Below are 22,307 nucleotides of genomic sequence, written 5' to 3' on the forward strand. Positions count from 1 at the left end.
GGCACATGGGGGTTCGGGGGTGACACCGTGCCCGGGGCCGGAGCCGCACCGGCCGACCAACACCCGTGACGGGCGTCCGCTCTGCTGCCTGGCGTACCCGGGCGGTCGTGCTAGCTGTTCATGGTCCCGCTCGTCGGCGTCACCGCTTCCTGGGACCGCGCGTTCCGCATGGCGGCTGCTTCCTCGCGGCCCCGGCGGGGCACGCCCCATTCATCAAGCGTCTTAGCAAGCCACGTAGCGGAGACCCTGTATTCCTTGCTGATGCTGTTCGCGCTCCGCCCGTTGCAGTATTCTTCGGTCAATTTCTCGCGCGCGTCGAGTACGCGCTTCCGCGCCGCCGCGTATTTCTCTTCCAAGGTGCTGAAGTCAGCCATGTATCCGATTTCTTCGCTGCTGGTGAGAGGTCCTTCCTTGGTGCCCGTCTCCTGCCAGAGGCCCGATCCTCCCCGGCAGGGGACGGAGTTCACTTGCGCCGGGCGCGCATCGTGTCGAACGCTTCGCGCTGGTTCCTGACCGGAATGCCCCACTCCTCGAACATTCTGGTGAGCCACGTGGAGGAGACGCCGAGCCGGAACCGGAGGCTGTTGAGGCTCTCGCCGCTCTCGTAGGCGGCGATCACCTCATTCTTCGCCTCCTCGGCGCGGGCCCGGAACGCGCGCTGCATCTGCGTCCTGCTGCTGACCATTTCACTCCTGCCACGAAATTCCGAGATCCGCAAGGAACCCTTCCACTTCCCGGGCCGGGTCGTGAAATACCCATGAGCACGGCGGCGGGTGACCCTCAAAAAGCACGCAGTACGCCTTGTCGTCATCCGAAGCGCCGTTGTGCGTATCGCAGTCCGGCAGAACTCCGAACTCCGGTCTCGTGTCGTCCGACCAGCGGGCCCACTCGGCGGTCGGGTAGGGGGCGTCGATTTCCGCGGCGTACTGGTGGTGCGGCCCCTCGTGATGTTCGGCAAGCTCGCAACGCAGCCTCTTCCCGACGTGGACGCGCGGGACCTCCTCGTAGGGCAGAACGGTGACCTCTTGCCCGCAGATGTAGACCGGCGCCGTCACCGGAGCTGCCCCCGTATTCCGAGAACGAAGCACATAACGGCCATGCCCCCAAGGAAGATGACCAGCCCCTCCCAAGAAGCGGCGCGACTCGCGCAGTCCCAGAGGACATCACCGGCGCGTCGGCGCGTGCTGCGGCGGTGCCGGGGCTCACCCACTGAAGTCTCCCCAGCGGCCCCGCCGACTACGGGCGTTGACCTCACGGAGCCGGGGGCGAAGCGCGTCGGTGGCGCTCGGCTCCGGGACCGGCCGCACCCGTTCGCGCGGGGCGTCCCACTCCCGCCCGCCCCCCGGCGGACGCAGCCACACCCTGTTGCCCTCGATGTCCATCACGCGCCCCGTGCGGCCCCGATCCTTCGCCAGCTGCCCGCGCTTGTACATCGGCTCGTCGCCCTGGCCGTCATTCTGCATGGTTACCTGCCTTTCATCAGGTGGGCCATGTCCCCGTGACCGGCTGCGCGGTCGCGAAGGTGCGTTCCTTGAGATTGAACGTCTCGCGCCCGCGCTGCGCACGGGATTGGGTGTTGACCAGGAGCCGTTGACTGTTGACTGGACTACGCTAGGTACATGACCGCCCCTGATGAGATTCGAGCGGCCATGGCACGCAAGGCGGTGTCCCTGCGCGAGATGGCACGCCGAACCCATTACGACCCCGCATACATATCCCGTGCGCTTCGCGGGCAACAGCGTGCATCTGAAAGCTTGCTTCGCGCCCTAGCGGAAGCTCTTGAACTCACTGAAGAAGATGAGCGCATTGCCTACATGGCGGCACACCCAACTAGGACGGACAGTACGGCCGTTCAAGCGCTTGCTGACGCCCTGGCGGCTCAGCGCCGCGCCGATGATGTGGTGGGGCCCGTGCCACTAATTGGAGCGGCAGAGGCCCAGCGTGAGGCGCTGCTGACCATGCTTCGGGAAACTCGCGGCGATCAACGGAACTTGCTGTGTGGGGTGGTATCGGAAGCCGCCCAGTTCGCAGGCTGGCTCAACATTCAAGTAGGTGACTACACGCGAGCTAACGCCCTCCTCAGCGAAGCCGTTGAACTGGCGGACGATATCGGAGATTCGGCACTGGTCGCGCAGGCGTACAACCTGAAAGGGAATATCGCTAGACAGAAAAAGCAATGGCGCGCCGTGCATCGCAACTTCGTCGCGGCCTACGTCAGTGCGGATGCCTTGCGGCAAAAGGTCGTGAATGGGGCGCAGGCTACGTCAGCATTGGCCGAACTGGGGCGCCGCAAGGAAGCCGAAAAGATGCTCGCCGAGGTAGAAGCGCTTCGGGATAAAGCCGCCGATGCCGATGACGTTCCCGGAACCGCTTACTGGCTGACAGCGGAATGGCTTTCTATGCCTCTTGGGCATGTCTACTTGGCTTTGGACCGCCACGACCAGGCAGTGGAGCATCTGCGCCACGGCCTTGACAGTTTGCCCCCTGGCCATCGCCACGCACTGTGGACACGAGAGGCATGGGCAGCTCTAGAGGAAGCCGAAGCGGGCGAAAAACGCCCGAAGTGCTCGTGAACGCCAAAAAGCCTTGCTCCACATCCCGTTGGGGAGGTGGGCGGGGCATCGCTATGCCGTGCGAGAGAGATGCGCGGAGAAGAGCAGGGTATCGGGGGCGGCGGTGCGTCGGGGTCTCGGTCGGCGAGGCACACGCACCAGCCGACCCTTGGTCGTCGGCTCACGAGCACGCCGTAGCGGCGCGCGAGTCTGGCTCGGCGGAGCACGGGGGCTAGCTGGTGCGCCTGAGCGGTAGCCGCGGCGTGCGTCTCGTAGCCGACGAGAACGGTCACGCGGGGTGTGGTCGTCATGCGGCATCCGCGGGGCCTCACCTGGGACTACACGTACGACGACGCCGGACGCCTCGTCGCCGAACGCGACTTCGACGGCAGGGAGTTCACCTACCGGCGTGACCCCGTCGGCCGCATGGCCGCCAGGACGAACGCCGCCGGCCAGACCGTCTCCTACACCTACGACCCGCGCGGCCAGCTCGTCGCCAAGCGCCTGGACGACGGGCCCGCGAGCACGTACGCCTACAACGGCACCGGCCTGATGACCCGGGCCACGGGACCGCACGGGGACATCGTGTGGGAGCGCGACGCTCTCGGCCGGGTGCTGTCCGAGACGACCGGGCAGGGCGTCTCGTCCTACCGGTACGAGCACGGTCTCAAGGCGGCCCGCGTCACCCCCACCGGCGTCGGTACGACCTACGCCTACGACGCCGCCGGACGCAGGACAGCCCTGGAGACGGCGGGCCACACCGTGGCGTTCGCCTTCGACGCGGCCGGACGCCAGGCCGGACGTACCACGGACGACTTCCTCACCGTCGCCCAGGAGTGGGACGACCTCGGGCGGCTCACCGGGCAGACGGTCACGGCCGCCATGTCGCAGCCCCTCCACCGCACCTGGACCTACGGCCAGGACGGCCGCGTCACCGGCATGACCGACAGCGCGCGTGGCACCGTCGCCTACGGACACGACGCGAACGGCCGTGTCACCGAGGTCACCGCCCGCGACTGGAGCGAGAGCTACGCCTACGACGCGGCAGGCAACCAGACGCACGCCGCCTGGCCCGACCGCCACCCGGGCGGCGACGCGCGCGGCACCCGTGCCTACGACGGCAACCGCCTCCTGCGCGCCGGAGCGGTCCGGTACAGCTACGACGCGGCCGGACGCGTCACCGAACGTCGCCGTACCCGGCTGTCCCGCAAACCCGACGTGTGGCGCTACGCCTGGGACGCCGAGGACCGCCTCACCTCCGTCACCACCCCGGACGGCACCGTCTGGCGGTACCTGTACGACGCCCTCGGCCGCCGCGTCGCCAAGGAGCGGCTGTCCGACGACGGCACCACCGTGGTGGAGCGGACCGCGTTCACCTGGGACGGCACCACGCTCGTCGAGCAGACCACCACCGGCCCCGGCTTCCCCGGCCCCGTCACCGTGACCTGGGACTACGACGGTCCGCATCCGGTCGCCCAGACGGAACGCCTGGGTGCCGCCGACGCACCGCAGGAGGTCGTGGACGAGCGCTTCTTCGCCATGGTCACCGACCTCGTCGGCGCCCCCACGGAACTGGTGGACGAAGACGGCGTCACCGCCTGGCGTGCCCGCCGCACACTGTGGGGCACCACCGCATGGCAACGGGGCAACACCGCTTACACCCCGCTCCGCTTCCCCGGTCAGTACTGCGACCCCGAGACGGGCCTCCACTACAACCTCAACCGGCACTACGACCCGGACACCGCCCGCTACACCAGCCCCGACCCGCTGGGTCTACGCCCCGCCCCCAATCCGGTCGCCTACGTGGCCGACCCCCGCGTCCAGAGCGACCCCCTCGGCCTCGCCCCCTGCCGCCCCGGCAGCGGCATGGACTACATGGACGGCGCGGACAACTACATCCCCTCCGGCTCCCCCGTGACCCACGGCGAGACCGCCACCGTCATCGGCACCGACGGCGCGACCATGCGCAACTATCAGAACGCCGCCAACGCAGGCCGCCACGACGTGATCGCCCACGGCAGCCGTGACGGTTTCCTCGATCTACCGGAAGGCCATGTGAACGGCGGCCAGATCGTGGACGCCCTGCGCAACAACCCGAACTATGATGGAAGTGACGTCCGTCTCTTGGTGTGCCACTCGGGCGCCGACTCCTCGGGAATCGCCCAACAGGTCGCCAATGAGCTGGGTGTCACAGTCCAGGCTCCCACGAACGCCGTGGGTACCGATCGGCTGCTTGGCCCAGGGCAGACACCGACAATCGCAGAAGACGGCTACTGGCGGACTTTCCTGCCCATCGTGCCCGGCTGACTCGAAAAAAGGTGTTGAAGTGCGATACATCGGCTATTTTCGCGAATTGAATCCCTATTACCCAAGGGTCTATCGCGATTCTATTCACGAGGCGATTGCGCGGGGCGCGGCGTACCCGGTCGAGCAGGTAGTACGGTACCTGGAGTCCGGCCATCCGTTCCTTGACATGATGGGTGTCGAGCGGGATGTCGTGGGTGGGGCGTTCGCGCTGCCCGGTGGTTCGTCGCCGTTGACCGACGGTGAATGGACGTGGCGCGAAGACCTCAGTCATTACGTCCGGCTGTATGCACCGGCTCTTCCAGATGAGTTCACGGCTCACGTTGCCGACCGAGGAGGAGTGGTGCAGCCAATGGCCCGCGAGGAGCTGATCGCGGCGGCCGAAGTCGTCTACGCGGACCTCGGCTACCGGCGAGCCCGCTGAACCAGCCGAGGAGATTTCCGCCTCGGTGAGGAAGGTGCACATGCGATATATCGGTCTCTACCGTGAACTCGACCCGCGACAGCCTGATCTCTATCAGGAGTCGATCCACGAGGCCATCGCCCGGGGAGCGACATACTCGATGGAAGAAGTGGCAAAGTATCTGGAGGCGGGGCACCCGACGCTCGACGTCATGGAGGGGACTCCCGATGTGGTCGGCGGCGCCTTCAGCGCGCTCGGTGGTCCGTCCATGATGACGGATGGCGAGTACGCCTGGCGTTACGACCTCAGCTTTTATGTGCGGCATTACACGCCCGCACTGCCGGAAGAGTTCACCGCCCGGGTCCACGAATTGAACGGAGTCGTCCCTCAGGTGCCGCACGAGAAGTTGCTTCTTGTCTCCTCTGCGATCAATGAGTACCTCGGATTTCGCAAGTCGGAACCGGATCGGTACCGCCGCGGAGGGCAACCCCGATAGTACCGAGGTATATCGCGAGTCAACCCATGAGGCGATCCACGCAGGAGTTGTGCCACCTGTGGGCCGTGAGGAACTGATTGCCGGGAACGTGCGCGTGCCGCCCGCTGGGGGTAGCGGGCGGCACGCGGGGGGTGGGGTGGTGGTCAGTCGACCGGTGTCAGGATCACCTCTGCGCTGCCGGTCAGCGGCGGCAGGCCGTCCGTTCCCGGGTCGGTGTAGGTGGCGTTGAAGACGCCGGACAGGTTGTCCTCGCCCTCGTGGCCCTCGGGGTGGCCGGTCTGGATGGTGCCGGAGCAGCCGGAGGCCGACGACTGCGGGTGGCCGTGCTCGTCGTGGCCCAGGATGTACGTCACCGTGACGCGCGAGCAGTCCACCTCCTGGTCGTCGGTGACCGCGACCTCGAACTGCATCGCGTCGCCGAAGGAGAACTCCTGCCCGTCCACCGGGGAGACGAACGAGACCTGCGGCGGCTGGTTGCCCACCACGATCTCCACCTCGGCCGACGCCGACCGGCCGCGGTGCCGGCCGCCCACGTCCGTCACGCGCAGGCTGGCGCGGTAGACGCCGTTCTCCTCGTACGTGTGCGTCGGGTTGGCGCTGCGCGAGTCGACGCGGCCGTCCGAGTCGAAGTCCCAGGCGTAGCGCAGCCGGTCGCCCTCGGCGTCCTCGGTGCCCTCGCTGGAGAACGCCACGGTCAGCGGCGCCTGCCCCGCCGTCACGTCGGCCGAGGCCGCCGGGACGGGGGAGTGGTTGCCGCCCTCGCCGATGTGGTCGATGCGGGCGAGCATCGCCTCCTCGTTCTGGGCGAAGTAGCCCTTGCCGTACTCCAGGACGTACAGCGCGCCGTCCGGGCCGAACTCCATGTCGATGATCCCGGCGAAGTCCATCGACGGGAGCACGTCCTGGATGCCGCTCAGCTCGCCCGTGCGGCGGTCCAGCGGGAACGCCTTGATGTAGTCGCGCGTCCACTCGTAGAACAGCGGCACGCCGTCGAGGGAGCGCGGCCACGCGACCGGGGTCGGGTCGAGCAGGGTCCGCCAGTCCCAGTCGTACGCGGGTCCCGCCATCGGGGCGACGCCGCCGGTGCCCAGCTCGGGGAAGTCGGGGGTGGCGACGCCCGGGTACCAGACGTCGGGCTGCTCGACGGGCGGCAGCTCGGTCAGGCCTGTGTTGTGCGGCGACTCGTTGACGGGCGCCGCGCAGTCGAACGGCTCGCTCGACGCGCCGGTGGCGAAGTCGTAGTCGATGTAGGGAAGTTCCGGCGTGACGCAGTACGGCCAGCCGTGGTTGCCCGCGGCGCGCGCGACGAACCACTTGCCGTGCCCGTTCGGCCCGCGGTCCGGGTCGGGGCTGCCCGCGTCGGGCGAGTAGTCGGCGACGTACAGGTCGCCGTTCTCCCGGTTGACCTCGACGCGGAACGGGTTGCGCAGGCCCATCAGGTAGATCTCGGGCCGCGCGCCCGGCGTCCCCGGCCGGAACAGGTTGCCGCGCGGGACGGTGTACGAGCCGTCGCGCCCGACGCGTATGCGCAGCACCTTGCCGCGCAGGTCGTTCGTGTTGGCGGCGGTCCGCTGGGCGTCGAACGCCGGGTTGCGGCCGTCCCGTTCGTCGATCGGCGCGTAACCGCCGGAGGAGAACGGGTTGGAGTCGTCGCCGGTGGCCAGGTAGAGGTTGCCCGCGCCGTCGAAGGCGATGTCGCCGCCGACGTGGCAGCACAGGCCGCGGTCCGCCGCGACCTCGATGATCTCCTGCTCGGACCCGAGGTCGATCCGGTCGCCGCGCAGCTGGAAGCGCGACAGCCGGGTGACGCCCTCGAACGGCGCGAAGTCCTCGGCCGAGCCGGTCTCCGGCGCGTCGCCCTCGTTGACGCCGGGGGTGGCCGGGTCGTCCAGCGGGGTGTCGAGGGGCGGCGCGTAGTAGAGGTAGACCCAGCGGTTGGTGACGCCGTTGAAGCCCGGGTCCACCGCGACCGACTGGAGGCCCTCCTCGTCGTGCTGGTAGACGTCCAGCTCGGCGGCGAGGGTGTTGAGGCCGGTGTCCGGGTCGTTGAGCCAGACCTGGCCGTTGCGCGTGGTGTGCAGGACGCGGGAGTCCGGCAGCACGGCGAGGTCGATGGGCTCGCCCGGCGTGTCGTTGAGGACGACCTTCTGGAACGCGCTGTCCGTCGTCGCGGGGGCGGCGGGCGCGGGCTCCGCGGGGGGCGGCTGCTCGTGGGCGGCCGAGGTGACAGGGGAGACAAGCAGCGCCGCTGCCACGAGCGCGACGGTGGCTGCGGTGGGGATGGTGCGCATGACGACCTTTCAAGACGTGCCTGCGGTGCGCCCGGACGGCGGCGGGGTGCTGCCGTCCGGGCGGGGCGTACCGGCGGGGTCTGTCGGTCCGTTGGTGTCAGCGGGTGGTGAAGTGGGCGGTGAAGTGCGCGGTCAGCAGCGCACGTTGCGCAGGTACGAGTAGCCGACGCGGGCGGTCCGGAGCGGCGTGACGTCGGGGGTGTCGTTCTCCACGATGTACTCCTCCACCGCGTGCGCGCGGAAGATGCGCGGGAAGTCGATCATGCCCGTGCCGAGGTCGGCCATGTCGCCCGTCACCGGGTCACGGTCCTTCACGTGGTACTGGCGGACCCGCTGCGGCGCGCTGCGGATGACGTCGATGGCGAACCGCTCGGGGTCGCGCACGCCGTCGCCGCTGTTGATGCCGCCGGTCACCACCCAGTAGATGTCGATCTCCAGGTGGACGAGCCGCCGGTCCAGCTCACCGGTGAGGACGTCCCACGGCGTGACGCCGCCCCCGAGGTCGCGGGTGAACTCGTGCGCGTGGTTGTGGTAGCCGTAGCGGATGCCCGCCCGGCGCGCCGCCGCCGCCTCGTGGTTCATCTGCTCGGCGTAGCGCTTCCAGTCGTCCAGCTTCTCCGAGTCGAGCCACGGGACCACCATGTACGACTGGCCGAGCACCCGCGCGTCGCGGATCTTGGCGGCGAGCGCCGTGTCGTCGGGGCTGATCCCGTCGTGGCTCGACGTCGCCTTCAGGCCGAGCCGCCGGTAGAAGTCGCGCAGCTCCGTGGCGGTGCGGCCGAAGTAGCCGAGCGCCTGCTCGACGCGCGGGTACCCCGTACGGGCCACGGCGCGCAGCGTCGCGTCGAAACCGGCCTCGCCGTTCAGGTCGTCGCGCATGCTGTACAGCTGGAGGCTGATCAGCTCGCGCGGGACCAGGGACCTGCCGCGTCCGCGCGAGTGCGCCTGCGCCGTCCCGCCGAGGGCGGCGGCCGCTCCCACGCCGACCGCGCCGCCGACCGCGCCGCGCAGCAGCGCGCGCCGTCCGGCGCCTTCCGTGCGGGCGGCGGCGTGTGCCTGGTGATCAGAGAATCCGTAACACATGGCGGCTCCTGGAGGCATGACCTCGCGCGGCACCGGCCGCGACGGGGTGGTTCGGGTGGCTCGGAGTACGTCGTGGACCGTCTGTGGGGGAAGGGGAGCGGCCGCGTGCGGTGGGGTGGCACGCGCCGGGATCGGTCAGTGGAGTCGTGGGGCGGGGGACGGGGGCACTGACGGACGGCGCGCCGGGTGGGCGTCGTCCGCGCCCACGGGCTGAGTGGCCCTGGCGGCGCCGGCGCCGGCCGCGCTGCCATGCGACAACGTAGGAACACTTCTACCGGGCGTCAATAGAAAGTTCTGCTTTCTCCGCCACAACTCCCGGCCCACACAGGCAAAGACGTCCCTGGGGTAGCGTAAGCAACGCCCTGCTTCAGCGAATTGCGGTGGAGGGACCTCATGACAAGGACAGGGCCGCTCCCCGCGGGCCCCGCCGCGGGCACGGCGGCCGTGCTCCGCGCCGTTCGGGACGGCCGCCCGCGCACGCGTGCCGAACTCGCCGCCGAGACAGGGCTGGCCAGGTCCACCGTCGCCGGACGGGTCGAGGCGCTCCTGGAGTCGGGCCTGGTCAGACGCGCCGACAACGGCCGCTCCACGGGCGGCAGACCCCCGTCGATGTACGCCTTCAACCCGGCGGCCCGCGCGGTGCTCGCCGTGGACGTGGGGGCGCGCCACCTGCGTATCGCCGTCACCGACCTGGCGGGCGAGGTCCTGACCGAGGGCTACCGCGCCCAGGACGTGACCGAAGGCCCGCGCGCCGTCCTCGAACGGGTCTGTGAGCTGGCCGCGTCGCTGCTCGCCGCGTCCGGCAGGGGCTCCGCGGACCTGCTCGGCATCGGCATCGGCCTGCCGGGGCCCGTCGAGCACGCCTCGGGGCGGCCCACCAACCCGCCGATCATGCCCGGCTGGGACGGCTTCGACGTCCCGGGGTTCGTCCGCGACCGGCTCGGCGCCGTCACGCTGGTCGACAACGACGTCAACGCCATGGCGCTCGGCGAGCACCGCACCCACTGGCCGCACCGCCCCGACCTGATCTTCGTCAAGGCCGCCACCGGCATCGGCAGCGGGCTGATCTCCGGCGGCGCGCTGCACCGCGGCTCCCAGGGCGTCGCGGGCGACATGGGCCATGTGCGGCTGCAAAACGGCGCGGACGCGGCCTGCCGCTGCGGCAACGTCGGCTGCCTGGAGGCGGTCGCGGGCGGCGCGGCCCTCGCCGCCCGGCTCACGGCGGACGGCGTCCCCGCCGACACGAGCGCCGACGTTGCGGCCCTCGCCCGCGCCGGGTCGCTGCCCGCCGTGGCCCTCGTGCGGGGGGCGGGCCGGGCGATCGGCGAGGTGCTGGCCACCGCCGTCAGCTTCTTCAACCCGTCGGTGATCGTCATCGGCGGCGGCATGTCGCAGGCGGGCGAGCACCTGATCGCCGGGGTGCGGGAGGTCGTCTACCAGCGGTCGCTGCCGCTGGCCACCCGCGAGCTGGACATCGTGCGGTCGCTCGCGGGCGACCGCGCCGCCGTGCGCGGCGCGGCGTTCATGGTGATCGAACGGGCCCTCGCCCCCGACCACCTGCCCGAACTGCTCGCCTGCTGACCGCGCCGCCGGTCCGGTACGGTCCTGCGCGGTCAGCGGCCCAGTCCCGCCACGGCCGCCGCCGCGGCCCCGGCGACCAGCTCGTCCCGCCGTTCGGCACCGTCCTCGCCGCGGCTGGACATGACGGCGATCACGACGGGGCCGCCCCCGTCGTCCGGCCACACCACCGCGATGTCGTTCCGGCCGCCATACCCGGCAGTGCCGCTCTTGTCCGCCACGTCCCAGCCGTCCGGCACGCCCGCCCGGACCAGCGTCTCGCCGGTCGTGTTCGTCGTCATCCACCGGGTGAGCAGCGTCCGTTCGTCCCGCTCCAGGGCGTCGCCGAGGAGGAACGTCCGCAGGCTGCCGGCCATCGCGCGCGGCGTGCTGGTGTCCCGGATGTCACCCGGCGCGCCCTCGCTGAGGCCGGGCTCCCACCGGTCCATCTCCGTGACGTCGTCGCCGAGACCGGCCAGCACCTCCTCCAGGCCGTCCGGGCCGCCGAGTTCTCCGAGGAGAAGGTTCGCGGCCGTGTTGTCGCTGTACCAGAGCGTCGCCGCGCACAGTTCGCGCAGGCTCATGCCGCTGTCCACGAAGTCCTCCGTCACGGGCGAGCTGTCGATCAGGTCGTCCCGCGTGTAGGCGACCACCTCGTCGAGCCCCTCCGTCCCGCGCTCCCGCAGCAGGGCGCCCACCGCGAGCGCCTTGAAGGTGGAGGCGTACGCGAACCGGTCGTCCGCCCGGTGGGCGACCTCGCGGCCCGTGCCGGTGTCGAGTGCGTAGACACCGAGCCGCGCGTCGAACTCCCGCTCCAGGCCGCGGAACGCGCGTTCCGCCGCCCCGGCCGACGCCGCCCCGGCGGCGACGGACGCCGGGGCGGCGGGCTCGGGCCCGCCGGGCTCACGGCCGCACGCGGACACCGCCAGCAGCGCAACCGCGGCCCACACCACCCGGCCCCTGGCCCCGACGCGCGACGATCCGGCCATCAACGGCACCTCCCGACCCCGGGCACCTCCCGGGCACGCACCCACCCTCGCCGCCCGCCGCCCCCCGGGTCCAAGACCGCCGCGCCCCGACTCATGCCGATCCGGCATCGGACGGCGGTCCGCCGCCGCGCGCAGCCTGTCCCGCAACCGCCTGGCCACCTGCCCCATCAGCGCGTCCACGCCCGGCTGCCCGGCCGCTGCCCCCCGCGACTCCGTGAGCGCGGCCACCGCGTAGCTCCGCCCGTCCGCGTGCTCGACCACGCCCACCTCGTGCCGCAGGTTGAGCAGCGTCCCCGTCTTCGAGGACCAGACGGCGGAGTCCGACGCGAAGCCGGGCGCCAGCCGGTGCCGCAGCACGTTGTCCCGCATCGACTCCCGCAGCCGTGCGGGACCATCGGGGTGCACCGGCGAGGGGCGCGTCCACATCGCGCGCAGCAGGTCCCTGAACGCGCGGGCCGTTCCCGTGTCGGCGCGCGACGGACTGCGCCATCCGCGCCGCCGCCGCGCCGACCGTGACGCTCCCGCGCTCGCCCACGCTGACGGACGCCCGGCCGGCAGCGACCAGATCCACGACGCGCCGTCAAGCCGAAGCGGCATGGCGCCGACGGACGGCGCTGCCCGCGACCGCGCGGCGGAAGTGCGCGCAGAACGTCACATCGTCGTGCTCGCAGCCCAGCGCGCACTCGACCAGCGCGAGCGACGCCCGCGCCGACGTCGTCACCGCTCCTGCGGCCTGCTGCGCGACGCCGCGTTCGAGGACGTGACGGCCGAGGTGCGCACGGAGGTGTTCACCGGTCCCTCGGCGCTGCCGGTCCTCACCGCGCTCGCGGCGGCGCAGGCCTCCGGGGCGGTCACGCGCGAGCAGGCGGACGGCTGGCCGGCGGAGCAGCGCGTACGGGCGGACACCGACCGGCTCTTCCTGGCCATCCCCATGTTTCTCGCCTCGGGCACGGCGCCGGGCCGACCCCGACCGGACCCGCACGGCGTGTGACCGTGGCGACACACCGCGCGTCTCCCTGGAAGGACGTGCGCACCGCGTCCGACAACGCGGCCCGGCCCGGCAAGGTCCGCAGGACGCGCGTCAGCCCAGCTCGATCGTCGTCGCCGCGAAGACGCCCGCCGTGTCCGTTTCGGGTGTCGGGCCCGTGTACATGCGGGCGCACTCGAAGACCGGTGTGAAGCCGAGGCGTTCCACCAGCCGTACGGCGGGTGGGTTGATGTCCGGGACGTCCAGTACCAGGGGTCCGGGGCGTGCGGTGGCGGCGAGGCCGGACAGCAGGGCGTGGGCGACGGCCTCGGAGCCGGCGTGCAGCGGGCCGATCCGCGTGCCCCTGCTCGCCGGGCGCGCCACCGCGAAGCCATGCAGCGCACCGTCGGCCACGGCGGCCAGCGACGTGTGCGCGGGCAGGGCCACCCACTGGGCGAGGAACGTGTCGCGCTCGCCCGGGAAGTAGCGGCGGTCGTGGTCGGCGAGCACCGCGAACGGCAGCGAGCGGCCGTCCACCAGCGTCACGCCGTCCGGGGCACCGGCGGCGGCGCCGGTGGGGAGGGTGCCCTCGTACCTGATGTGGTTCCAGGCGTGGCGGAAGCCCGACCTGCGGTAGTTGTCCTGCTGCGCGACGACGCCGTCGAGTCCCACGACCCGGCTGCCGAAGCGCTCCATCGCCGCCCGCCACATGCGCATTCCGTACCCCTGCCCGCGCACGTCGGGGCGCGCGATGTAGAGGCCGAGGAAGCCGAAGCCGGGGCCGTGCCGCACGGCCGAGACGGACGCGACCGGTTCGCCGTCGAGCCTGCCGAGGAGGAAGCCGCGCGGGTCGGCCGCCTGGAAGGCGGGGAGGTCGGACTCGCCGGGGTTCCAGCCCTCCTCGTCCGCCCACCGCCGGAGCACCGGCAGGTCCGCCGCGCCCGCCGTGGTGATCTCGAAACGCCCCACTGTCTCCTCCGATGCCGCTCGCCCGGACGGCCCAACGAGGCGGCGCGCCACGGGACACGGCCGGCACGCCGGCCCAAGTCCCCCCGCGGCGGGCGGGATACGCGGCACAGCGGTGCACGTCAGGCGGGATGCCGGTCACCGGTTCCGTAAAGATCCGATGTATCGTGCCTGCATCGGCGGGACGTGCGCGCAGACCCGCCGGTACGGCCGGTACGGCCGGGTGCCGGGGGAGAGGGAGGACCGCGATGTCGGTGACGGACGACGCCATCGAGGCGATCAAGCAGATGATCGTGAGCGGCGAACTGAGCCCGGGGGACCGGCTGCCCAGGGAACCCGATCTCGCCGAACGCCTCGGCCTCTCGCGCAACTCCCTGCGCGAGGCCGTGCGCGCGCTGTCGCTGATCCACGTGCTCGACGTCCGGCGCGGCGACGGGACGTACGTGACCAGCCTGGAGCCGTCGCTGCTGATGGACGCGATGAGCTTCGTCGTCGACTTCCACCGCGACGACACGGTGCTGCAAATCCTGGAGGCCCGCCGCGTCATCGAACCGGCCACCACGGAGATGGCCGCGCGCAAGATGTCGGCCGCCGACCTGGCGGAGCTGGGCGGACTGCTCGACTCGCTGGGCGACTCGCCCACGGTCGACGAACTCGTGGAGAACGACCTGGAGTTCCACCGGCGGATCGCCGCCGGTTCGGGCAACGCGGTGCTGGCCTCCCTGGTGGAGTCGCTCTCGGGCCGCACCCAGCGGGCCCGCACCTGGCGCGGGTTGACGCAGGAGGGAGTGGTGGAGCGCACGCTCGGCGAGCACCGCGCCATCCTCCAGGCCCTCACCATGCGGCAGCCCGGCATCGCGGCGGCGCTGGCGACCGTGCACATCGCGGGCGTCGAGCAGTGGCTGCGCGAGGTGCTGATCGACCGGGGCTGATCGACCGGGGCCGGGGCTTCCCCGCCGCCGGACGGGAAGGCCCCGGCCCGGAGTCAGCTGCCGGCCGGGCGCAGCCGCAGGTCCTGCATGCCGCCGTCCACGGAGATGCCGACGCCGGTCGTGGACGTCGCGAGCGGGCTCGCGAGGTACGTGACGGCGTGCGCGATCTCCTGCGGGGAGACGAGCCTGCCGTGCGGCTGCCTGGCCTGGAGCGCCGCCCGTTCGGCCGCCGGGTCGTCGGCGCGGTCGAGGAGCCGCCCGATCCAGGGGGTGTCGGCCGTGCCGGGGTGGACGCAGGAGACGCGGACGCCCTCGCGCAGGTGGTCGGCCGCCATGGCGCGCGTCAGGGCGGCCACCGCGCCCTTCGTCGCGCTGTAGAGGGCGCGCTGCGGGAGCCCGGCCGTCGCGGCGATCGACCCGATGTTGACGATGGCCGCCGCGCGGGAGCGGCGCAGGTGAGGCAGGGCGGCGCGGCTCGCGCGGACCATGCCGAGCAGGTTGACGTCGAGGACGCGCAGCCACTCGGCGTCGTCGTTGTCCTCCACGCCGCCCTGGGCGCCGACGCCCGCGTTGTTGACCAGGATGTCGAGGCCGCCGAAGTGCTCGGTCACGGTCGCGATCCCGGCCCGTACGGAGGCGTCGTCGGTGACGTCGGCGCGGACGCCGAGGAGTCCTTCCCCGCTCTCCACGGGCGTCAGGTCGAGCGCGGCGACGCGGGCGCCGCGTGCCCGCAGGGCCGCCACCACGGCGGCGCCTATGCCGGAGGCGCCGCCGGTCACCGCGGCCACCAGGCCGTCGAACTCGCTCATGCCGTCACCTTCTTCTCTGTCGGACCCGCCTGTGCCCGCTTGCCCGATGCCACGAACTCCTGGCGCTGCGCGCCGAGTCCGGGGATCTCCACCTCCACGACATCACCAGGCGCCAGGTACGGGAAGCGGCCGGACAGCGCCACGCCCTCCGGTGTGCCGGTCAGGATCACGTCGCCCGGTTCAAGGGTGAGGTACTGGCTGAGGTGCCAGACGAGGTAATCGACGCCGAAGACCATGTCGGCCGTCGTGGAGTCCTGGCGGGGCTCGCCGTTGACGCGGCTGCGCAGCCGCAGCGCGCCGTGGTCCACCTCGTCGGGCGTCACCAGCCAGGGGCCGAGCGGTGTGAAGCCGGGGGCGCACTTGCCCTTGCTCCACTGGCCGCCCGACTCCTCCAGCTGGTGGCGGCGTTCGGACACGTCGTTGGCCAGGACGAAGCCCGCGATGTGCGCGAGGCTGTCCGAGGGCGAGTCCAGGTAGAGGGCGCGGGTGCCGATGACGATGCCGAGTTCGACTTCCCAGTCGGTGTGCTCGCTGCCCGGCGGGATCGTCACGGGGTCGTCGGGACCGCCCAGGGTGTTGGGCGTCTTCAGGAAGAGCGGCGGCAGTTCGGGCGGCGCGGCTCCCGACTCGGCCGCGTGCGCCGCGTAGTTCATGCCGATGCACAGGATCGCGCCCGGCCGGGCGACCGGCGGGCCGGCGCGCAGCGCGTCCGCGTCCGGCAGTGCGGGGAGGCCGCCCGCGTCGAGCGCGGCGCGGACGGCGGCGATGCCGCCCGAGGCGAGGAAGCCGCCGTCGATGTCGGCCGTGAGTCCGGTCAGGTCGTAGGTGGTTGCGGCCTCGACGGCCACCGGCCGCTCCTGGCCTGGCGGTCCCAGACGGGCGAGCTTCACCGTGCACTCCTCGCGTCAGCGGCAGCGTCGTCGCTGCGACGCCGCCGGATTGCCGCTGCGTTGCGGCCGGGTTTCCGCCAGGCCGCCGCCACAGCACATTGGTCGGGTGTATCAGGTCGTGATTTCCCGCATGTTAGGACAGAAAAGCGGCAGGACGCGAGTCTTGACGCGCTAGACATCGGATGTCTATGGTCGCGGTGATGTAGATCATACAAGGGAGTGTGTCCGTGCCCCGCTTTATCGCCATGCACGCCCACGACGTGCGGTTCCCCACCTCGCGGACGCTGGACGGCTCCGACGCGATGAACCCGGACCCCGACTACTCGGCCGCCTACGTCCGGTTGCTCACCGACGCGGACGACGGCCACGAGGGACACGGGTTCGTCTTCACCATCGGCCGGGGGAACGACGTCCAGGTCGCCGCCCTGCGGCTGCTGGAGAGCCGTCTCGTGGGCCGCGACGTCGCGGCGACGCTCGACGATCTCGGCGGCGTCTGGCGCGAGTTGGTGCACGACTCCCAGCTGCGCTGGCTCGGCCCCGAGAAGGGGGTCATGCACATGGCCATCGGCGGGGTCGTCAACGCGCTGTGGGACCTGCGCGCCAAGCGCGCGGGCAAGCCGCTGTGGCAGCTCCTCTCCTCCCTCACCCCCGAGGAGATCGTCGCCCTCGTCGACTTCCGCTACCTCACCGACGCCCTCACCCCGGACGAGGCCCTCGGCATCCTCCGCGCCGCCGAGCCGGGACGCGCCGCACGCGAAGCCGCCCTGCTCGACCAGGGCTACCCCGCCTACACGACGACGCCCGGCTGGCTCGGCTACGACGACGAGAAGCTCGCCCGCCTGTGCCGCGAGGCCGTCGCCGAGGGCTTCACCCAGATCAAGCTGAAGGTCGGCGGCGACCTCGCCGACGACATACGCCGTCTGCGCATCGCCCGCGAGGCCATCGGCCCCGGCATCCGCCTCGCCATCGACGCCAACCAGCGCTGGGACGTCCCCGAGGCGATCCGCTGGATCGAGGCGCTGCGCCCGTTCGACATCGCCTGGGTCGAGGAGCCGACGAGCCCGGACGACATCCTCGGCCACGCCGCCATCGCCCGCGCCATCGCGCCCGTCCCCGTGGCCACCGGCGAACACGGCGCCAATCGCGTCCTGTTCAAGCAGCTCCTCCAGGCCGAGGCCATGTCGGTGCTGCAACTCGACGCCACCCGCGTCGCGGGCGTCAACGAGAACGTCGCGATCCTCCTGCTCGCCGCCAAGTTCGGCGTCCGCGTCTGCCCGCACGCGGGCGGCGTGGGCCTGTGCGAGGCCGTGCAGCACCTCGCCATGTTCGACTCCGTCGCCGTCTCCGGCACGACGGAGAGCCGCATGATCGAGTACGTCGACCACCTGCACGAGCACTTCGTCACCCCGGTGGACGTCCGCGACGGACGCTACTTCCCGCCCAAGGCCCCCGGCGCCGGCACCGAGATGCTGCGGCAGTCCATCCAGGAGCACTCCCGTGCCGAGTGACATTCCCCAGCCAGCACAGCCAGCACAGCCGCAGCCCGTGCTCGACACCCACCTGCACCTCTGGGACCGCACGGTCAGCACGTACGCATGGCTGCCCCCCGACGGGCCGCTGCACGCCGACTTCACCGCGGAACAGGCGCACGCCCAGCTCACCGCCGCCCGCGTGGACCACGCCGTCCTCGTCCAGGCGGAGGACTCCGAGGCCGACACCGCCTCCATGCTCGCCCAGGCGGACCGCCACCCCTGGATCGCCGGAGTCGTCGGCTGGATACGGCTCGACGACCCCGCCACCGCCGAACGGCAGCTCGACCGCCGGCAGTCGCACCCGGCGTTCGCAGGCGTCCGCCACCTGGTCCACGACGACCCGAGGGACGACTTCCTCGAACTCCCGGCCGTCCGCCGCTCGCTGGCCCTGCTCGCCCGCCGCGGCCTGCCCTTCGATGTCCCCGACGCCTGGCCGCGCCACCTCACCGGCGTCACCGCCCTGGCCGACGCGCTGCCGGAGCTGACCATCGTCGTGGACCACCTCGGCAAACCGCCCGCCGACCCCGCCGCGTTCCCCGCCTGGCAGGCCGCCCTGCGCGCGGCGGCCGAGCGGCCGAACGTCGTCGCCAAGCTCTCCGGGCTCCAGACCCCCGGCGTCCCCTTCACCACCGAAGCGGTACGCCCCGCCGCCGAGACCGCGCTCGCCTGCTTCGGCCCGGAGCGGCTGATGTACGGCGGCGACTGGCCGATGACGCTCCCCGCCGGCGGCTACGCCCGCGCCTGGGAGATCACCTCTGCCCTGATCGGCGAGCTGTCCGCGACGGAGCGGACACACATCCTGTCCGGCACCGGCACGCGGGTCTACGGTCTGCGGGAGTTCGCCCGGTGAACGAGAGGCCCGCGATGACGAAAGCTCTCCTGGAGGTCGAGGGCGTCGGGAAGTCCTTCCCCGGCGTCCGCGCCCTCCACGGCATGCGCCTTGACCTGCGCCCCGGTGAAGTGCTCGCCCTGGTCGGCGAGAACGGCGCGGGCAAGTCCACCCTGATGAAGCTCCTGTCCGGCATCCACACCCCGGACGAGGGCACCTTCCGGCTCGACGGCGAGCCCTACCGGCCCACCGGACCCGGACACGCCACCGAACTGGGCATCAGCATCATCCACCAGGAGTTCAACCTGGTGCCCGACCTGACCGTCGCGCAGAACATCTTCATCGGCCGCGAGCCGCGCCGCGCCGGACTGCTGCTCGACGACCGGAAGCTCAACGCCGACACCGCCGCCCTGCTGGAACGCCTCGGCCTCCCCCTCGACCCCCGCGCGGTCGTCGGCCGGCTCACCGTCGCCAACCAGCAGATGGTCGAGATAGCCAAGGCCCTCTCGTACGAGCCGCGCGTCCTCATCATGGACGAGCCCACGGCCGCCCTGAACGACGCCGAGGTCGAGACCCTGCACGGCCTGATCCGCCGGTTCGTCCGCCCGGACACCGGCGTCATCTACATCTCGCACCGCATGGCGGAGATCAAGCGCATCGCGCACCGCGTCACCGTCATCCGCGACGGCGAGTACATCGACACCCTCGATGTCGCCACCGCCGGGACGCCGGACATCATCAGCCGGATGGTCGGCCGCGCCCTGCGGACCGACGCGGCCCCCGAGAACGTACGCGCCGACCGCGAGGTCCTGCTCGGCGTGCGCGGCCTGACCACCAAGGCGCTCCTCACTGACGTGTCCTTCGAACTGCGCCGCGGCGAGATCCTCGGCTTCGCCGGGCTGATGGGCGCCGGGCGCACCGAGGTCGCCCGCGCCCTCGTCGGCGCCGACCCCGTCCAGGCGGGCACGATCACCCTGCGCGGCGGCGAGGTCCGCATCGCGAACCCGGCCGACGCCGCCAGGCTCGGCATCGGCTACCTCAGCGAGGACCGCAAGCGCCTCGGCCTCCTGCTGGAGCAGGACGTCAAGGCCAACATCGCCCTCAGCGCCCTGCGCGGCCGGTTCACCAAGGGCGGCTTCGTCCGGGACGGCGCGCTGCGGGCGGCGGCCGAGCAGCTGATCGGCCGCCTGCGCATCAAGACCCCCTCCGCCGACCAGACCACCAAGCACCTGTCGGGTGGCAACCAGCAGAAGGTCGTCATCGCCAAGTGGCTGGTGAAGGACTGCGACGTGCTGATCTTCGACGAGCCCACGCGCGGCATCGACGTGGGCGCGAAGGAGGAGATCTACCAGCTCCTGGGCGAGCTGGTGGCGCAGGGGAAGTCGATCATCGTGATCTCGTCCGAGCTGCCGGAGGTCCTCCGCCTGTCCCACCGCGTCGTGGTGATGAGCGAGGGCCGGGTCACGCGTGTGCTCGAAGCGGACGAGGCGACCCAGGAGAGCATCATGCACTACGCGACGCTGCGGCCCGACGAGGTCCCGGCCGACGCCGCCGAACTCGGCCTCATCGCCGGTGGGCCGCAGGCCGCCGGTCACCCGGAGAAGAAGGCAGGGCAGCCATGACCACGGTGAAAGCGCCGCCGGCGTTCACGCGGCCGGAGGAGGGCGGGCGGCGCGCCGCGCTCAGGAGCCGCCTCCAGCAGGTGCTGGCCTTCGCCAGCCTGATCGTCATCTACACCTTCTTCGCGATCGCCAGCCCGTACTTCTTCACGTACGACAACTTCATCTCGATCCTCTTCTCGACCGTCGTCATCGGGACCCTGGCGATCGGCACGACCTTCGTCGTCATCACCTCGGGGATCGACCTGTCCATCGGCACCGGCATGGCGCTGTGCGCCGTCATGGCCGGCGTCTTCATGGTGAACGCGGGCCTGCCGCTCGCCGTCGGCGTCCCGCTGACGATCCTGTTCGGCGGGCTCATGGGGCTGGTCAACGGCTTCAACATCGCGGTGCTGCGCATCCCGCCGTTCATCGCCACGCTGGCGATGATGCTGGTGGCGGAGGGTCTCGCCCTCGTCGTGTCCGACAGCACGCCGATCTACTTCACCGAGGTCTCCGGCTACACCGACCTGTCCACGGGCCGCCTGATCCCCGGCGTGGACATCCCCAACGCCGTGCTCATCCTCCTGGTGGTCGCGGTCATCGCGGGCGTCCTGCTCACCAAGAGCGTGCTCGGCCGCTACACGTACTCCATCGGCAGCAACGAAGAGGCGACCGGCCTGTCCGGGATCGACGTCCGCCGGTGGAAGATCGTGATCTACGTCTTCGCCGGTCTCTTCACGGGTCTCGCCGGCGTACTGATCTCCGCCCGGCTCGGCTCCGCCCAGCCCGCCACCGGCATGGGGTACGAACTCCAGGCCATCGCGGCCGTCGTCATCGGCGGCACCTCGCTGTCCGGCGGCAAGGGCTCGATCATCGGCACCCTGATCGGGGCGCTGATCATCTCCGTGCTCAACAACGGGCTTCAGATCATGTCCATCCCGCAGGAGTGGCAGAACGTCATCCTCGGCTGCGTGATCCTCGTCGCCGTCTACACGGACCAGGTCCGGAAGGAATTGCAATGAGAACGTCCCCGACCAGAACGAGGGAGATCTGGCGATGAAGCTGAGAAGGACCATGGCCGTCGTCATGGGCACGGCCATGGCTGTCCTGATGACCGCCTGCGGCCAGGAGGGCGAGGGCGGCGGAGGCGGCGGCGCCGGCGGCGACGGGCCGCTGATCTCCATCGTCTCCAAGGGCTTCCAGCACCAGTTCTGGCAGGCCGTGAAGCAGGGCGCCGAGGAGGAGGCGGAGGCGCGCGGCGCGCGGGTGACGTTCGTCGGCCCCGCCACCGAGGCGGACGTGGAGGGGCAGATGGACCTCCTGACCAACGAACTGGCCAGGTCCCCCGACGCCATCGGCTTCGCCGCGCTCGACTCGCAGGCCGCCGCCCCGCTGCTGGAGCAGGCGCAGTCCCAGGACATACCGGTCGTGGCGTTCGACTCCGGCGTGGAGAGCGACGTGCCGGTGACGACGGTCGCCACCGACAACAAGGCCGCGGCCGCCGAGGCCGCCGCCCACATGGCGGAGGCGGTCGGCGGCGAGGGGACCGTCGCGCTCGTCGTGCACGACCAGACGAGCCTGTCGGGCAAGGAGCGCCGCGACGGCTTCCTGGAGTGGATGGCGGCCAACGCGCCCGGCATCACCGTGCTGGAGCCGCAGTACGGCGGCGGCGACCAGCTGGAGTCCGCCGAGATCGCCAAGTCCATCATCCGCAGCAACCCGGACCTGTCGGGCATCTACGCCTCGAACGAGGGGTCCGCGATCGGCGTCGTCAACGGCGTCCGGGAGAGCGGCCGTGACGACCTCGTGGTCGTCGGCTTCGACTCGGGGCAGGCCCAGATCGACGCCATCACGGCGGGCGAGATGACCGGCGCCGTCACCCAGGACCCGGTGGACATGGGCCGGCAGCTGGTGGACGCGGCGCTGAGCGCGATCGACGGCGAGGAGCTGCCGGAGAGCATCGACACGGCGTTCCACTGGTACGACCAGAGCAACATCGAGGACCCGGAGATCCAGGCGGCGATCTACGAGTAGGCCCCGCTGCCGCGGCTTCCGAGGAGGCGCCCGGGGAACCGTTCCCGGGCGCCTTCCGCATACCCATACCTC

Annotated in this window: 21 protein-coding genes and 2 pseudogenes; 12 read left to right on the forward strand and 11 right to left on the reverse strand. The window is 71.5% G+C overall.

The features are described 5' to 3' along the window. Positions 1–110: 110 nt before the first annotated feature. The 4 genes from ACL02R_RS27265 to ACL02R_RS27280 form a co-directional block, all read right to left on the reverse strand. Positions 111–374 carry a hypothetical protein gene (locus ACL02R_RS27265; protein WP_412799621.1) on the reverse strand — a complete coding sequence of 88 codons (264 nt, stop codon included), beginning with the start codon at positions 372–374 and terminating at the stop codon, positions 111–113. 89 nt (positions 375–463) lie between these two features. Further along, positions 464–685, reverse strand: a complete 222-nt coding sequence (locus ACL02R_RS27270) for a hypothetical protein (RefSeq protein ID WP_412799622.1) — start codon at positions 683–685, stop codon at positions 464–466. Between the two features lies 1 nt (position 686). Next, positions 687–1,055 carry a hypothetical protein gene (locus ACL02R_RS27275; RefSeq protein WP_412799623.1) on the reverse strand — a complete coding sequence of 123 codons (369 nt, stop codon included), beginning with the start codon at positions 1,053–1,055 and terminating at the stop codon, positions 687–689. A gap of 147 nt (positions 1,056–1,202) precedes the next feature. Next, on the reverse strand, positions 1,203–1,463 hold the full coding sequence (locus ACL02R_RS27280) for a hypothetical protein (protein WP_412799624.1): 261 nt from the start codon (positions 1,461–1,463) through the stop codon (positions 1,203–1,205). A 156-nt stretch (positions 1,464–1,619) separates the two neighbouring features. On the opposite strand from ACL02R_RS27280, the gene ACL02R_RS27285 reads away from it, so the two are divergent. From ACL02R_RS27285 to ACL02R_RS27300, 4 genes and pseudogenes are all read left to right on the forward strand, one after another. Next, the gene (locus tag ACL02R_RS27285) at positions 1,620–2,573 is read left to right on the forward strand and encodes a helix-turn-helix domain-containing protein (RefSeq protein WP_412799625.1); all 954 of its coding nucleotides are present in this window, start codon (positions 1,620–1,622) and stop codon (positions 2,571–2,573) included. A gap of 1,470 nt (positions 2,574–4,043) precedes the next feature. After that, positions 4,044–4,859: pseudogene (locus tag ACL02R_RS27290) on the forward strand (RHS repeat-associated core domain-containing protein); the annotation flags it as partial. Positions 4,860–4,878: 19 nt separating this feature from the next. After that, positions 4,879–5,280, forward strand: a complete 402-nt coding sequence (locus tag ACL02R_RS27295; RefSeq protein WP_398847265.1) for a hypothetical protein — start codon at positions 4,879–4,881, stop codon at positions 5,278–5,280. Between the two features lie 40 nt (positions 5,281–5,320). Continuing rightward, positions 5,321–5,755, forward strand: coding sequence for a hypothetical protein (locus tag ACL02R_RS27300; RefSeq protein ID WP_412799626.1), 435 nt, complete (start codon positions 5,321–5,323; stop codon positions 5,753–5,755). Between the two features lie 143 nt (positions 5,756–5,898). Here ACL02R_RS27300 and ACL02R_RS27305 read toward each other — a convergent pair whose 3' ends face one another. Next, positions 5,899–8,046, reverse strand: coding sequence for a PQQ-dependent sugar dehydrogenase (locus ACL02R_RS27305; protein ID WP_412799627.1), 2,148 nt, complete (start codon positions 8,044–8,046; stop codon positions 5,899–5,901). A 132-nt stretch (positions 8,047–8,178) separates the two neighbouring features. Continuing rightward, positions 8,179–9,129, reverse strand: a complete 951-nt coding sequence (locus ACL02R_RS27310; protein ID WP_412799628.1) for a sugar phosphate isomerase/epimerase family protein — start codon at positions 9,127–9,129, stop codon at positions 8,179–8,181. Positions 9,130–9,522: 393 nt separating this feature from the next. Here ACL02R_RS27310 and ACL02R_RS27315 point away from each other — a divergent pair, with 393 nt between their 5' ends. Continuing rightward, positions 9,523–10,710: an ROK family protein gene (locus tag ACL02R_RS27315; protein ID WP_412799629.1), complete on the forward strand. Its 1,188-nt coding sequence runs from the start codon at positions 9,523–9,525 to the stop codon at positions 10,708–10,710. Positions 10,711–10,742: 32 nt separating this feature from the next. Here the strand turns inward: ACL02R_RS27315 and bla are convergent, their stop codons facing one another. Next, positions 10,743–11,675, reverse strand: coding sequence for a class A beta-lactamase (gene bla / locus ACL02R_RS27320; RefSeq protein WP_412799649.1), 933 nt, complete (start codon positions 11,673–11,675; stop codon positions 10,743–10,745). Positions 11,676–11,948: 273 nt separating this feature from the next. After that, positions 11,949–12,272, reverse strand: a pseudogene (locus tag ACL02R_RS27325) (serine hydrolase); the annotation flags it as partial. A gap of 40 nt (positions 12,273–12,312) precedes the next feature. Between ACL02R_RS27325 and ACL02R_RS27330 the strand changes: the two are divergent. Next, positions 12,313–12,666, forward strand: a complete 354-nt coding sequence (locus tag ACL02R_RS27330) for a hypothetical protein (RefSeq protein ID WP_412799630.1) — start codon at positions 12,313–12,315, stop codon at positions 12,664–12,666. A 90-nt stretch (positions 12,667–12,756) separates the two neighbouring features. Here ACL02R_RS27330 and ACL02R_RS27335 read toward each other — a convergent pair whose 3' ends face one another. After that, complete coding sequence (locus tag ACL02R_RS27335; RefSeq protein WP_412799631.1) at positions 12,757–13,611, reverse strand: GNAT family N-acetyltransferase; 855 nt, start codon at positions 13,609–13,611, stop codon at positions 12,757–12,759. A gap of 245 nt (positions 13,612–13,856) precedes the next feature. Between ACL02R_RS27335 and ACL02R_RS27340 the strand changes: the two genes are divergently transcribed. Continuing rightward, positions 13,857–14,540 carry a FadR/GntR family transcriptional regulator gene (locus ACL02R_RS27340; protein ID WP_412799632.1) on the forward strand — a complete coding sequence of 228 codons (684 nt, stop codon included), beginning with the start codon at positions 13,857–13,859 and terminating at the stop codon, positions 14,538–14,540. A gap of 53 nt (positions 14,541–14,593) precedes the next feature. Here the strand turns inward: ACL02R_RS27340 and ACL02R_RS27345 are convergent, their stop codons facing one another. Beyond that, complete coding sequence (locus tag ACL02R_RS27345) at positions 14,594–15,349, reverse strand: SDR family NAD(P)-dependent oxidoreductase (protein ID WP_412799633.1); 756 nt, start codon at positions 15,347–15,349, stop codon at positions 14,594–14,596. Then, positions 15,346–16,239 (reverse strand): fumarylacetoacetate hydrolase family protein, encoded by an 894-nt coding sequence (locus tag ACL02R_RS27350; RefSeq protein WP_412799634.1) that lies wholly within the window; start codon positions 16,237–16,239, stop codon positions 15,346–15,348. Before ACL02R_RS27350 ends, ACL02R_RS27345 begins: the two co-directional genes overlap by 4 nt. A gap of 245 nt (positions 16,240–16,484) precedes the next feature. On the opposite strand from ACL02R_RS27350, the gene ACL02R_RS27355 reads away from it, so the two are divergent. From ACL02R_RS27355 to ACL02R_RS27375, 5 genes are read left to right on the forward strand one after another with little or no spacing between them, the layout of a single operon-like run. Further along, positions 16,485–17,747, forward strand: a complete 1,263-nt coding sequence (locus ACL02R_RS27355; RefSeq protein WP_412799650.1) for an L-fuconate dehydratase — start codon at positions 16,485–16,487, stop codon at positions 17,745–17,747. Beyond that, positions 17,737–18,621 (forward strand): amidohydrolase family protein, encoded by an 885-nt coding sequence (locus ACL02R_RS27360; protein ID WP_412799635.1) that lies wholly within the window; start codon positions 17,737–17,739, stop codon positions 18,619–18,621. Before ACL02R_RS27355 ends, ACL02R_RS27360 begins: the two co-directional genes overlap by 11 nt. Before the next feature lie 14 nt (positions 18,622–18,635). After that, on the forward strand, positions 18,636–20,222 hold the full coding sequence (locus ACL02R_RS27365) for a sugar ABC transporter ATP-binding protein (RefSeq protein WP_412799636.1): 1,587 nt from the start codon (positions 18,636–18,638) through the stop codon (positions 20,220–20,222). Continuing rightward, the gene (locus ACL02R_RS27370; protein WP_412799637.1) at positions 20,219–21,223 is read left to right on the forward strand and encodes an ABC transporter permease; all 1,005 of its coding nucleotides are present in this window, start codon (positions 20,219–20,221) and stop codon (positions 21,221–21,223) included. The genes ACL02R_RS27365 and ACL02R_RS27370 overlap by 4 nt, the downstream gene beginning before the upstream one ends. A 34-nt stretch (positions 21,224–21,257) precedes the next feature. Further along, positions 21,258–22,235, forward strand: a complete 978-nt coding sequence (locus tag ACL02R_RS27375) for an ABC transporter substrate-binding protein (RefSeq protein ID WP_412799638.1) — start codon at positions 21,258–21,260, stop codon at positions 22,233–22,235. The last annotated feature ends 72 nt before the right edge of the window (positions 22,236–22,307 follow it).

Origin of the sequence: Streptomyces sp. MS19 (genome assembly GCF_047200595.1) — a bacterium.
Classification (GTDB): Bacteria; Actinomycetota; Actinomycetes; order Streptomycetales; family Streptomycetaceae; genus Streptomyces.